Genomic DNA, 13,277 nt, shown 5'->3' with positions numbered 1-13,277 from the left:
TTAATAATTTCTTCTAAATCCTGAGGGAAATGGCTCGGGGATGGTAAAATGGTGAGATCATGATTACATAAACTTATGAAGTTGGAGAGGTGTATGGAGATTGTTCGATCCTACAGCATTTGAGAACATGAAAGTGGTATTGGAAGGTGCGGTCTATGATCGTGACTTCATTGGAGATATATTGGTCATAAACCGTGATGATATAGTGAATCTCGCAAACATGTCCAGAACATATAAGATTGAAATGGAATTGAAAGAATCGCTGGCGCCTATTTCGGTTATCGGAGTCATCGAGTTACACGCTTCACTCCAGAATCTAAGTTCGGAGTTACTTGATTCCACTATTAATGAAACACATTCCGGTTGCACGGTTAATATTTTCATTTCTTTTCCTAAAAAGCTTGATGAAGTGACTGCTGAACAATTCTTGATCGATCTGGAAAAAATTTGGGGGGATCAGAGAATCATTACAGTGACGACCAGCGAAACGGTCAGTAAAAAAGTGCAACCCGTTCATTCTTCTTTATTTAAAGTTTCATTTGGAAGGCTTATAAAAGAAGAGCAAATGGAGGATTTGGAAGATATGGTAGAATATTTGATACAATCCATTCAAGCGATGAAGATTCCGGGATAATTGGAAAAGGTAAGATTATAAAAGTTGGTAAACGTACCTTTAAATACTGTAAAATGACATCATCATACTAAAGGGAGAGATCATACATGTCCATTTACGAATTTGAAGTCAATAAAATCAATGGAGAAACCATCTCGCTTGAGGAATATAGAGGGAAAGTGATGATTATAGTGAATACCGCAAGCAAATGCGGTTTTTCGCCACAGTATGATGATTTGCAAAGCCTGTATGTACAATATAAAGAAGATGGGTTGGCAGTGCTTGGTTTTCCATGTAATCAGTTTTTGAATCAGGAGCCTGGAGATGATCTGGAAATCGATTCTTATTGTAAGTTGAATCATGGTGTAACATTCCCGATGTTTGCAAAAGTGAATGTCAATGGCAAGGAGGCCCATCCTTTATTCAGCTATCTGACTGAAAATGCTCCTGGAGTGATGGGGTCTAAATCGATAAAATGGAATTTTACAAAGTTCTTGATTGACCGTGATGGAAATATCGTAAGTCGGTATGCCCCTAAAACAAAACCACTGGAAATCGAAGAGGATTTAAAAAAATTATTATGATGATATCGAGTTCAACGGAAGAGGTACTTTCTGTTGGGCTCTTTTTGTAAGGCAAGATATTTATCCACAACGCTTTCTAAAAGGGACAAATGGGGGGAGAGTTGAATATAATAGGAGACACCAATTGAGGGGGGAAACCATGGAACGAATTGCATGGGTAACGGATAGCACAGGAACTTTAGATGAAGAATTATCATTGAATGAACATGTTTACGTCGTTCCGATGATCGTTATCATCGATGGGAAGGAATATGAAGATGGTATCGACCTATCACCTGGGGAATTATACCGAAGAATGAGTGAGGAAAAGAAAAACGCGACTACATCACAGCCCTCGGTCGGTACATTCCAAGAGTTATATAAGAAGCTTGAAAAACGTTATGATCGAATCATTGCGGTTCATCTTTCAAGTGAATTGAGCGGGACCGTTTCCGCGAGCAGGCAAGCTGCACAAATGGTTACGATCCCCGTTGACGTTTTTGATACTCTGCTTATTTCCTTTCCAATGCTTTTAATAATGAAACGGCTCATGCATTATATTGATAATGGCCATTCCGTCAATGAGGCCTTCGTTAAAACGAGAATATATGCGGATAATCATGAAACCTATGTATTAATAGGTTCTTTGGATCAGCTGCATCGCAGTGGAAGGTTATCGAACGCACAGTATATTTTAGGAAGCCTATTGAGCTTTAAACCCATCATTTCAATCGAAAATGGCTTGCTTCATACTAAATCTAAACCCCGGAACCTTAAAAAAGCGGAAAAACAGATCTTCACTGATTTTCGCAGATCAGTCGAAGCAGGTAAAGTAAAAGAATGCACCATATTATATGGAGCTGTGTCGGAGCAGTCACAAAGATGGAAAAAGATGATTTCTGAAGAATTTCCTCATGTGTTGACACATGTATCCCCACTGGGCAGTGCAATCGGGGTGCATACCGGTGAACAGACGATTGGACTCAGTTGGTTCACTGAAGATTAAAGCACAACATTATTGAGAACCATGGTAAAATAGAAAGGACATGGAGTGGTGAAATGAATCAAACGATGATTGATTTAACGGAGAAGTATGTATATGACCAATTGAAATCTGATGCCAGCGGCCATGATTGGTTCCATATCGATCGGGTTCGTAAGCTGGCTTTACATATTGCAAAAGAAGAACGCAAAGGGAATGAGTTTATCATTGAATTGGCGGCACTGCTTCATGATATCCCGGATGATAAATTAAACCGGGATGCTGATGAGGGATCGAAAAAGCTGGACGAATGGTTTGATGAAATAAAATTGGAAATTGATAGCGTGAATGCCATTAAGCAGATCATCAACACAATTTCCTATAGTTCCGGGCAGTTGAAGCTTCCTTCCATCGAGGCTGAAATCGTTCAGGATGCGGACCGCTTGGATGCAATTGGCGCCATAGGGATAGCAAGGACATTTGCATTTGGAGGGAAAAAGGGACAACCCATGTTTGATCCTTCATTGTCAATAAGGGGAAATATGACAAAAGAGGAATACAGGACGGGGAAAAGCTCTTCCATTCATCACTTTTATGAAAAACTATTACGTTTGCAAGATATGCTCAATACTTGTACAGCCAAGAGGATTGCAAGTGAAAGGCATGAATATATGGTTAGATTTTTAGAGGAATTTAATAAGGAATGGGATGTACGATTATGAAAGTTTTTAGCATGGAACATGTAATGAAAACCCAAGGGGAAAAGCTTCTTTTTAAAGATGTATCTTTTTCCATTACCGAAGGGGAAAAAATCGGGATCGTTGGTATAAACGGCACCGGTAAATCGACATTATTGAATATCATTGCAGGATTGGAAGACAGTGATTTAGGAACGAAGGATCATCCGAATGATTACACGATTTCCTACCTATCCCAAGATCCGCAATTTGATGAGAAATTGACGATCATGGAATATATGTATGAAAGTTCAACGCCTGTATTTTCATTGATTAAGGAGTATGAAAAGACGCTCGTCCAACTCCAGGTAGATCCACAGAATAGTGCAATACAGGACCGTTTGTTAAAACAGCAACAGGATATGGACACGCTTGGCGCCTGGGATACAAGTGCCAATGCCAGAACGATACTGACCAAGCTGGGCCTTCCTGATCACTCAAGGAAATTGGGGGAAATGTCAGGCGGCCAAAAAAAGCGGGCGGCACTGGCAAAAACCTTGATTGAGACTCCGGATTTACTGATTTTGGATGAGCCTACGAACCATCTTGATTTTGAAAGCATTACCTGGCTTGAAGAATATTTGGGAAAATATCAAAAGTCCGTTTTATTTGTAACACATGATCGATATTTCTTAGATCGGGTTTCTAATAAGATTTGGGAAATTGCCCAAACGAAGCTCTTCGAATACAAAGGAAACTATGCAGACTATTTAGAATCAAAGGCCATTCGTGAAGAGAATGAATCGACGGAAAGAACGAAAAAAGAAAGTCTATTCAAAAAAGAACTGGCCTGGATCCGTAAAGGTGCCAAGGCCCGTACAACGAAACAAAAGGCCAGAATCCAACGCTTCGAAACATTGGAATCAGGTGTAAAGGATAAGCAGAAAACCGAGAGCCTGGAAATGGAATTAAGCGGTGCCCGTTTAGGGAAAAAGGTACTGGAGATGCAGGATGTCTCTAAATCTTTCGGGGATCAGTCCATCATCAACCATTTTTCCTTCCTCTTCAAACCAGGTGATAGGATTGGAATTGTTGGTAATAATGGCAGTGGAAAGTCCACCTTGTTAAATATTTTGGCCGGACGGGAATCTATAGATGATGGAAATCTGGAAATAGGGCAAACCGTGAAAATAGGGTACTATACGCAAGAAAGCGTCGATATGGACGAGAATCTGCGCATGATAGAGTATATTCGGGAAACGGCGGATTCAATCGCCCTTAAAGATGGTAGCTACATATCAGCTGCCCAGATGCTTGAAAGGTTCTTGTTTCCAATGGGCTCGCATGGGACGCCGATTCGCAAGCTGTCCGGAGGGGAGAAAAGGCGTTTATATCTCCTTAACATATTGATGTCGGCACCTAATGTCCTGCTTTTGGATGAACCGACGAATGATTTGGACACGCAAACCTTGACCGTTCTTGAGGATTATTTAGAAACATTTTCAGGTGTAGTCATTACCGTATCACATGATAGGTATTTCCTGGATAAAACGTGCCATCAGCTCCTTGTCTTCAAGAATAAAGGTGAAATTGATTTCTATTACGGTAATTACTCGGAGTTCTTGGAGGAAAAGACGGAAGAGGCCGTACCAGTGAAAACACCAGAACCTCCACTCAATCGCACAGAAAAGAAAAAGAAAAAACTAACATATGCGGAAAGTAAGGAATGGGAAGAGATAGAAGGGAACATGGAACGGGCCGAGCTGCGTCTGAAAGACATCACGTCTGAAATGTCAGCTGCGGGAAGCGATTTTGAACAAGTCCGCCTGTTACTTGAAGAAGAAAAGGGACTAACGGATAAATTAGAGCATTTGATGGAAAGATGGACGTATTTAGCGGAAAAATTGGAAGAGGAATGAGCGGGGGACTGGTCTAAGGGAGCAAACTTGGACCAGTCTTTTTTTAGCCAATCTCAATTGCATGAGAATCTTTTGCCGTTGTGATAATATCTAGTACATGGAAACGTCTTGTAAAAGGAGAGAAACGCATTGAAAATCAAATCAATAGAACCTACACCAAGTCCGAATACAATGAAAATCAATTTAACTGAAGAGTTATTAGCAGGTAAAAGTAATAACTATAAGAAGGACCAAGCTGAACAAGCACCGCAGCTGATTAAAGATTTATTTAAGATTGATGGGGTGAAAGGGGTATATCATGTTGCGGATTTCTTAGCGGTTGAGCGCAATGCGAAATATGATTGGAAAGATATCTTGGTCCAAATCCGTCAGGTGTTCGGGGAAAAAACCGAAGAACAAAGTCAACAAACGGTTTTAAATGAACATTACGGTGAAGTAGCGGTTGCCATTCAACAATTCAAAGGCATTCCGATGCAAATTAAAGCAAGTGATAGCCAACACGAAAAACGTTTTGCCTTACCGGAATATTTCATAAAGGGCATTGCCGCAGCCCAAAAAGAAGATGATAATGTAGTCATGCTTCGAAAATGGAAGGATTATGGCGTAAGATATGGTGATATGGAAGATATCGTGAAGGAAGTATCGGATGAGCTGATTGCAGCATATCCGGAAGAACGAATTAATCGGCTAGTAGCTGCTGCTAAAGAAATGGTGGATACAAAAGAAACATTCTTGAAACGGCCAAAAATTAAACTGACTGCAGAAATGCTGAATGACGAAAGTTGGGAAAAGCGATATCAGGCTTTAGAACAAATGGAAGATCCAACTGTGGGTGATATTCCAGTATTGGACATGGCACTTTCCGACAGTAAAGTCTCCATTCGAAGGCTCGCGGTTGTATACTTGGGTATGATCGAAGATAGAAAAGTGCTTCCGAGCTTGTACAAAGCAATGAAAGATAAAAGTGCAGCAGTAAGACGAACGGCTGGTGACTGTTTATCCGATCTGGGCTTTGAAGAAGCGATGGGAGAAATGTCGCAAGCACTATCGGATAAAAATAAATTGGTTAGATGGAGGGCGGCGATGTTTTTATATGAAGCTGGAAATGAAACGACCCTTCCTCTTCTAAAGCAAGCGGAACAGGACCCTGAATTCGAAGTGGCCCTACAGGTCAAGATGGCCATTGATCGTATAGAAAATGGGGAAGAAGCAAAAGGTTCAGTTTGGAAGCAAATGACAGAATCAAGGCTAGCGAATGAAAAGTGAAATTTAATTAGAATAACTTAATGGACTTCAAAAAAGGCATCCGGGTGATTAAATCCGCATGCCTTTTTTTGAAGCTGGTCAATTCCAATTGCTTGACCCTGTGGTCCGGTGGAACTCCGAAACAGCAAAATGGCTAATTTTCGATGGGATACAGTATTTTAAAGTAAATAAATCTGTTCTCTATTATTTTAGTAAAATGATATTTGCAGATATTTAACGTTGAAAGGTTGCATTTGTTTATAAATATGTTAGAATTTTTAGAGTATACTAAAAATTATATTATTCTGAATCATTAAACATTTAGCGGAAATTGGGGGTACAACAAATGTCTACATCAAATATGAGAAGTGACATGATTACAAAAGGGGTCGATCGAGCTCCACATAGAAGTCTGTTGCGGGCAGCAGGGGTTAAAGAAGAAGATTTCGGTAAACCGTTCATCGCGGTTTGTAATTCATACATCGATATCGTTCCAGGTCATGTCCACCTTCAGGAATTCGGAAAAATAGTGAAGGAAGCGATTCGCGAAGCAGGCGGTGTTCCTTTCGAATTTAATACGATCGGGGTAGACGATGGAATTGCAATGGGTCATATTGGTATGCGCTATTCCTTGCCAAGCCGTGAAATCATCGCAGATTCCGTGGAAACTGTTGTATCGGCACATTGGTTTGACGGTATGGTGTGCATTCCAAACTGTGACAAGATAACGCCGGGAATGATGATGGGAGCACTTCGTGTCAATATTCCTACAATATTCGTAAGCGGCGGACCGATGAAGGCAGGTAAAGATAAAAATGGTAAATCTCTTTCATTAACATCCGTTTTTGAAGGGGTGGGCGCCTATCAAGCTGGTACTATCAATGAAGAAGAACTGGAGGAAATCGAACAAGTTGCATGCCCCACTTGCGGTTCTTGTTCAGGAATGTTCACTGCAAATTCCATGAACTGTCTGGCAGAAGGTTTAGGACTTGCGCTTCCGGGAAATGGTACGATTTTGGCGGTAGCTGAAGAACGCAAAGAATTCGTTAAGAAATCCGCTAAACAGTTGATGGAGATAATCAAACAGGATATCAAGCCTCGTGATATCGTGACGATTGATGCAATTGATAACGCATTTGCATTGGATATGGCGATGGGCGGTTCGACGAACACCGTGCTTCATACGCTTGCATTGGCACATGAAGCAGGTTTTGAATATCCGATGGAACGCATAAATGAAATAGCTAACCGCGTACCGCATCTAGCGAAAATTGCACCGGCATCCGATTATCATATTGAAGATGTACATAATGCCGGAGGTGTAAGTGCCGTCATTAATGAGTTACTCAAAAAACCAGGCGCTTTTAACGGTGACTGCCTTTCCGTTTCAGGTAAAACGCTCCGCGAAAATGTTGCCGGTTGTGAAATTTTGGATAAGGATGTTATCCATCCGTTAGATAATCCGCATTCCGAGCGTGGAGGACTTGCGGTATTGTTTGGCAACCTTGCTCCTCAAGGCTCCATCATAAAAGTGGGAGCAGTTGACGAATCAGTTGGTGGCTACCATAGGGGTCCTGCCATTTGTTTCGATTCCCAAGAAGATGCACTTTCCGGAATCATTACTGGAAAAGTAAAAGAAGGGGATGTAGTGGTCATTCGTTACGAAGGACCTAAAGGGGGGCCGGGTATGCCGGAAATGTTGGCACCAACTTCCCAAATTGTCGGGAGGGGACTTGGAGCCAAAGTCGGTTTGATCACTGATGGCCGCTTTTCAGGCGCATCTCGCGGCATCAGCATTGGTCATATATCCCCCGAAGCAGCTGAGGGAGGCCCAATCGCTTTCGTGGAAGATGGAGATATCATCGAGTTGGATTTGAACAATCGTAAAATCGAATTGGAAATTTCCGATGAAGAATTCGAAAAACGTAAAGCAAATTGGAAAGGCTTCGAATCAAAAGTTAGAACAGGCTATTTAGCACGTTATTCCAAACTTGTGACGAATGCCAGCTCAGGCGGAGTGATGAAAGTTTAATTCAAGGAAGATACTAAAACATGGTGGCAGAATGAAATGGATTCTGTTACCATGTTTCTTTTTGCGGCGCAAATGAACCTTTGATTATTGATACATAAATTTGAACGCCGAATTTGCAAAGCTCTAAGCGTCAATTTTGCATATGCACATAAGAATATAGTATGATTAAACTAAATGAAGAATTGTAATCAAGGGGGTTTTTTTATGTCGATGGCATATGATGAATATATGAAACAAATGGTGAAGCCAATGCGTGCGGAACTGGTGCAAGCAGGTTTTGAGGAGTTGGAATCCGCTGAAGCGGTTGAAAACTTTATGGGTTCAGTAGAAGGTACGACACTTGTCGTCGTAAATTCAGTTTGTGGCTGTGCTGCCGGGTTAGCCCGTCCAGCAGCTACCCAAGCCGTACTCCAAGCAGACAATAAGCCTGATCATCTGGTAACAGTATTTGCCGGGCAAGATAAGGAAGCTACAGCTAAAATGCGGGAATACTTCAATGGAATCGAACCTTCTTCACCATCCATGGCTCTCTTAAAGGGCAAAGAGGTTTTACATTTCATTCCTCGCCATGATATAGAGGGACAGCCAATGGAAGCTATTATGGAAAATTTATTGGCAGCATTCAGTCAAGTAAATAAGTGATGAAGCGGAATGTCCTGGAAACAGGGCATTCTTTTCAAATTTATAAGAGTATGAAGGGGTAGGAGTCATGTTTGTCACTACAGTAGGAAGAGCCGATAAAGAAACGATGATATTAGCCGAAAGGTTAGCTGAAGATTTACAGATCCCCTTTATAGCGCGAAGAAAACGATCGGTGAGAGCTATCCAATCGGAACATGAAGAGGATGATTGCCTCGTTTTTGGAAAAAAGCGGATGGAGTTATATCGGTACCAAGAAAAAGAACCATTCTTTTTTCACCCTAACCTTGCAATGATCCGTTTAAAAAGAATAATTCGGGGCGAAAGTGATCCATTTCTCATTGCCGGAGATATAAATGAAGGGAATTCCGTGCTTGATTGTACATTGGGCTTGGGCTCTGATGCGATTGTCGCAAGTTTCGCGGTGGGTGAACATGGACAGGTTGTTGCATTGGAAGGAAATCAATATTTGGCCTTGCTCGTGGAACATGGTATGAAGACATGGGAGAATGCAGAAGAAACGATGATTTCTGCGATGAGAAGAATAGAGGTCATTCAAGCGGATCATTACGAAATATTGAAATCAATGCCGGATAATCATTTTGATGTCGTATATTTCGATCCCATGTTTGAGGAAACGATTCAGGAATCAAATGGAATCAAAGGATTGACTCATTTTGCGGAAGGTAAGGATTTATCAATGGAAATAATGAAAGAAGCCAAGCGGGTTGCGCGAAAGCGAGTCGTGTTGAAAGACCATTTTCGCAGCTCCCGCTTCGAGGAATTTGGGTTTGAGGTAGTAAAGAGAAAAACATCCAAATTTCATTTTGGCTTCATTTCCATTCTGTGATCAGGATTTATAATCTGTCTCGTCCAGACCCATGGCACAGCCTTCCCGGCTTGAATCTGCAGCACCATAATTCGAGCCATCAGGGTTAATTTGAATGGCTTGGACATTCCCAATAGAGTGGGGAACTTCATTAAACGCAAAGCCCATTGCTTCCAAGTGACCTTTGCTGGTCATATCCATCCCTGCTTCCCATTCAATATGAGGGCCCATTGGAGTGAAAATTCTAGGTTCTTCAATGGCTGCTTTCAAGTCCATTTTTAAATCGAGTACATTGATGATTGTTTGAACGACAGAACTGATGATGGTTGGTCCTCCTGGGGATCCCAGCGTCAAGATCGGCTCGCCGTCTTTAAAGATGATGGTCGGGCTTTTACAACTGACAGGGCGTTTATTGGGCTGCACTTCATTCATGCCCCCTGGAATGGAATCGAAATCAGTCAGTTCGTTATTCAGCATGAAACCATAGTCGGAAACCATGATGCCCGAACCGAATGGATGCTCCACTGTAGAAGTGCATGCTGCGATATTCCCCCATCTGTCACGGACAGTGAAATGTGTCGTTTCACTGATATCTTCGTCATTTGGTTGTGGAATGATTTCCCTTTCTTTCACGGAATCATATATCCAAGGGTTTCCGAAGTCAATGGCATTATTCCTTGCTTTGAAATTAATGAACGAGCGGCGTTTAGCTATATATTCATCATGCATTAGACCCGCCAATGGCAATTCGGCAAATTCGGGATCAGCAAGAAATGCCTTTTTGTCTGTAAATGACAGGCGCATCGCTTCTGCAATTAAGTAATATTTTTCCCAAGAACGGACGTCATATTGTTCGATCTGGAAGCTCTCCAATATTTTTAGGATTTGGATGACCGTGAATCCGCCCGCACTAGGGGCCATGGATGATGCAATTCGATAATCCTTATAAGTCCCATACATTGGTTCATCAATGGTCGCTTCATAGTCCTTTAAATCAGAAAGTTCCATGAACCCTCCAAGTTCCTGGATACAGGAAATGATGCCCTCTCCGATTTCACCCTCATAAAAAGCGGAAATCCCTTCTCGTTGTAATATCCGGTAGGTATTCGCCAATTTTTCTTTTATCAGTAAATCGCCATCTTGATATGGTTTTCCGTTTGGCATAAAGAACTTACGGGCTTCCTCGCCCAATCGGTATTCAAAGTTTTTAAGGGCATCGCAAAGAACCCAATTGACGGGAACCCCCTTTTCTGCGAATTCAATGGAGGGCTCGATGAGGTCAGCTAATGGCTTACTTCCATATTCGTTGAGTGCTTTATCCATAGCTTTCAGTATTCCAGGAACGCCAACTGCTGTAGCCTTGATCGAACGTTCTTTAAATGGGATGACTTCCCCTTTTTCATTTAGAAACATGTCTGGATGGGCGGCTTTAGGTGCCCTTACATGGCCATCGAATATTTTTGTATCCTTATCTTTAGCGTTATATACCATAAGGAAACCACTGCCGCCGATACCAGTCATCATGGGTTCTACAATATTTAGGGCAAATTGGATGGCGACCGCCGCATCGACTGCATTTCCACCTTCACGTAATATTTTTTCCCCGATGGAAGTGGCTACGGGATGAGCGGTAACGACCATTCCGGCCTTCCCTGTGGCGGTTTCCCTCTTGTAATCCTTATCTTTAGTGTTTTCATTGTTGTTTTCCAAAATGATTCCTCCAGTATTCAGTCCTTTAATCTGCCAAAATGTAAGCTTTATGTGAAAGAAAAACCTTGCCATTGGAGATAAATGACAAGGGATTTTTCGTAGGTATTTATTTATTCTTAATCAGTAAATGTTAAATATACGAAAAATGCTAATGTTACAAGACATAAAGCCACCATGGCAGTCGTAGTTAAAGCCATATAAGACCCCTCCTTAAAAAGACTTGAATCTAATTAAGTTCTCCAACTATCGTCAAAATCCTTCATCAAAATGTAGAATTGTTGATATTTAGTAAAAAGTTAGGGTTAATAAAGTTTATATAGGTATATATCCTTTTTTTTGATTTTTGAAACATGGGTACCTATATATTAGTAATTACTAAAGAATAAAAGTATACTAAATATAAAGATAATACAAAAAAAGGAGGGGGAGTGTAAGTTGAAAGCAGCGATTTGGTTCAGGAAAAGTCTCGTCATTTTATTATCCGTTTTGACGTTTGGTCTTGTCACGCCTTCAGAGCTGGCGTGGCTTGCTGAAGCCAATTCGTTAAAGGATACTAAAAAAGGGTTAGTGGATGAAGAAGGGTTAGCCTACCTTTCTTCACAGCAACCGATTGAACTTGAAGAGGAATTCAACCGGGAAGAATTTTTATCGGGCATACTGAATAAAGCAGAGGTAAACGCATTTATGAAGTTTGGCGATAAGATCAATCCTAAAATTGGCGATGAGTTCAAAATGACCATCTTACCAAAAATGGAAGAAGCCATTACGGAAATGGCTGCCCAATTTCCAGATGAAAAATTACAGCAATTAACGATCACTGAGCAGCCGAGTGCGGGCAGGGCCGAGAAAATTTTTCATATTTATGATTCAAACAGCGGCAAGGATATTATCAGATTCCATGTCAGGCAGGAAAATCCACCAATGGAAGGGTATTGGTTCGATTTTCACTATCATACCCATCATGATTCCTTTGCCACCCATTATGATATAGGGAAAATATATTGGGACAAAAATACGCCCCCAGAGTGGACGAGTAAACAAAGGCTCTCATAATGGATCGATTCTCTGATTTTATATATGTGTAAGAGTATGATGAGAATGAAATTTCTAATAGGCATTAAATGATACGTTGTCATGCAACGTATTTATTTTGTGTTTAAAATAAAGTAGAGTTTTTAACATTACTGGGAACAATGTTATTTTATACGGTTTTCTAATTATGCAGGTATAGTAGCAGAGGAGTCTTTATCATGTCAGAGTTATTAAATAATATCATTCAAACATATGCCCAATTTTTTGACTGGCATATGTGGGTGGAGGTTTTATCCGACCCAGTAAGCTGGGGATTGATCGGAACGCTCGTTTTAATGGAAGGATTACTATCGGCGGATAACGCTTTGGTATTAGCTGTAATGGTCAGGCACCTTCCGGAAAAACGACGGAAAAAAGCACTTTTTTATGGTTTATTAGGCGCATACGCTTTTAGATTTATAGCGATTGGAATCGGTGTTTTCCTCATTAAGCTTTGGTGGGTGAAGGTGATTGGAGCAGCCTACCTTGGTTGGCTCTCATTTAAATACTTTCGGGATAAAAGAAAAAAACAAGCTGGCATTGATGAAGATATCCAGGGAATGAGTAACAACAGCTTGTTGATCCGAATCTTTGGTGCATTTTGGGGGACGGTTGCGGCAGTGGAATTGATGGATATAGCATTTTCCGTCGATAGTGTCTTGGCCGCTTTCGGGGTGAGTGAAAAAGTCTGGGTCCTTTTGGCCGGTGGGATGATTGGTGTCTTGATGATGCGGGGAGTGGCGGGGTTATTTTTAAAATTGATAGATAAGGTTCCTGAATTGGAAACTGCCGCTTACATTCTTATCGGATTCATTGCTATAAAAATGCTAATTGCCGTTGCAGGGATCGAAATCCCGCCTGCGATATTTTTTACCCTTATTTTAATGATTTTCGGCACCACGATTGTATTTCATTTGAAGAAAGGGAAAAAGCGTAAAGAACATGGTTGATCACCATTTAAAAAAGCAGACATCAAAAATGATGTCTGCTCAGACTG

The 13,277-nt window shown here is 41.1% G+C and carries 12 protein-coding genes; 11 read left to right on the top strand and 1 reads right to left on the bottom strand.

Annotation, left to right across the window (positions count from 1 at the left end; all coding sequences use genetic code 11):
* The first annotated feature begins 100 nt into the window (after positions 1-100).
* The 9 genes from UP17_RS14460 (at position 101) to UP17_RS14420 (ending at position 9,520) form a co-directional block, all read left to right on the top strand.
* Positions 101-634: a hypothetical protein gene (locus UP17_RS14460; protein ID WP_061463653.1), complete on the top strand. Its 534-nt coding sequence runs from the start codon at positions 101-103 to the stop codon at positions 632-634.
* An 86-nt stretch (positions 635-720) separates the two neighbouring features.
* Positions 721-1,197: a glutathione peroxidase gene (locus tag UP17_RS14455; protein ID WP_061463651.1), complete on the top strand. Its 477-nt coding sequence runs from the start codon at positions 721-723 to the stop codon at positions 1,195-1,197.
* 139 nt (positions 1,198-1,336) lie between these two features.
* Positions 1,337-2,182 (top strand): DegV family protein, encoded by an 846-nt coding sequence (locus tag UP17_RS14450; protein ID WP_061463649.1) that lies wholly within the window; start codon positions 1,337-1,339, stop codon positions 2,180-2,182.
* A gap of 53 nt (positions 2,183-2,235) precedes the next feature.
* Positions 2,236-2,880, top strand: a complete 645-nt coding sequence (locus tag UP17_RS14445; protein ID WP_061463647.1) for an HD domain-containing protein — start codon at positions 2,236-2,238, stop codon at positions 2,878-2,880.
* Positions 2,877-4,754 carry an ABC-F family ATP-binding cassette domain-containing protein gene (locus UP17_RS14440; RefSeq protein ID WP_061463645.1) on the top strand — a complete coding sequence of 626 codons (1,878 nt, stop codon included), beginning with the start codon at positions 2,877-2,879 and terminating at the stop codon, positions 4,752-4,754. The genes UP17_RS14445 and UP17_RS14440 overlap by 4 nt, the downstream gene beginning before the upstream one ends.
* A 129-nt stretch (positions 4,755-4,883) precedes the next feature.
* Entirely contained in the window at positions 4,884-6,020 is a 1,137-nt protein-coding gene (locus tag UP17_RS14435) for a conserved virulence factor C family protein (RefSeq protein WP_061463643.1), read from the top strand.
* Between the two features lie 325 nt (positions 6,021-6,345).
* On the top strand, positions 6,346-8,031 hold the full coding sequence (gene ilvD, locus UP17_RS14430) for a dihydroxy-acid dehydratase (RefSeq protein WP_061463641.1): 1,686 nt from the start codon (positions 6,346-6,348) through the stop codon (positions 8,029-8,031).
* Positions 8,032-8,235: 204 nt separating this feature from the next.
* Positions 8,236-8,673 (top strand): BrxA/BrxB family bacilliredoxin, encoded by a 438-nt coding sequence (locus tag UP17_RS14425; RefSeq protein WP_061463639.1) that lies wholly within the window; start codon positions 8,236-8,238, stop codon positions 8,671-8,673.
* A gap of 67 nt (positions 8,674-8,740) precedes the next feature.
* Positions 8,741-9,520, top strand: coding sequence for a class I SAM-dependent methyltransferase (locus tag UP17_RS14420; RefSeq protein WP_061463638.1), 780 nt, complete (start codon positions 8,741-8,743; stop codon positions 9,518-9,520).
* Here the strand turns inward: UP17_RS14420 and ggt are convergent, their stop codons facing one another.
* A complete protein-coding gene (ggt, locus tag UP17_RS14415; protein WP_250211675.1) occupies positions 9,521-11,209 on the bottom strand; it encodes a gamma-glutamyltransferase in 1,689 nt (562 codons plus the stop codon).
* A gap of 435 nt (positions 11,210-11,644) precedes the next feature.
* On the opposite strand from ggt, the gene UP17_RS14410 reads away from it, so the two are divergent.
* Both UP17_RS14410 and UP17_RS14405 read left to right on the top strand, forming a co-directional pair.
* A complete protein-coding gene (locus tag UP17_RS14410) occupies positions 11,645-12,262 on the top strand; it encodes a YpjP family protein (RefSeq protein ID WP_250211674.1) in 618 nt (205 codons plus the stop codon).
* 197 nt (positions 12,263-12,459) lie between these two features.
* Positions 12,460-13,230, top strand: coding sequence for a TerC family protein (locus UP17_RS14405; RefSeq protein WP_061463635.1), 771 nt, complete (start codon positions 12,460-12,462; stop codon positions 13,228-13,230).
* Positions 13,231-13,277 lie beyond the last annotated feature (47 nt).

Source organism: Peribacillus simplex (genome assembly GCF_001578185.1).
Taxonomy (GTDB): Bacteria; Bacillota; Bacilli; order Bacillales; family DSM-1321; genus Peribacillus; species Peribacillus simplex_A.
The sequence above is the reverse complement of the archived record's forward strand: the minus strand, read 5'-3'. Positions and strand labels throughout refer to the sequence as shown.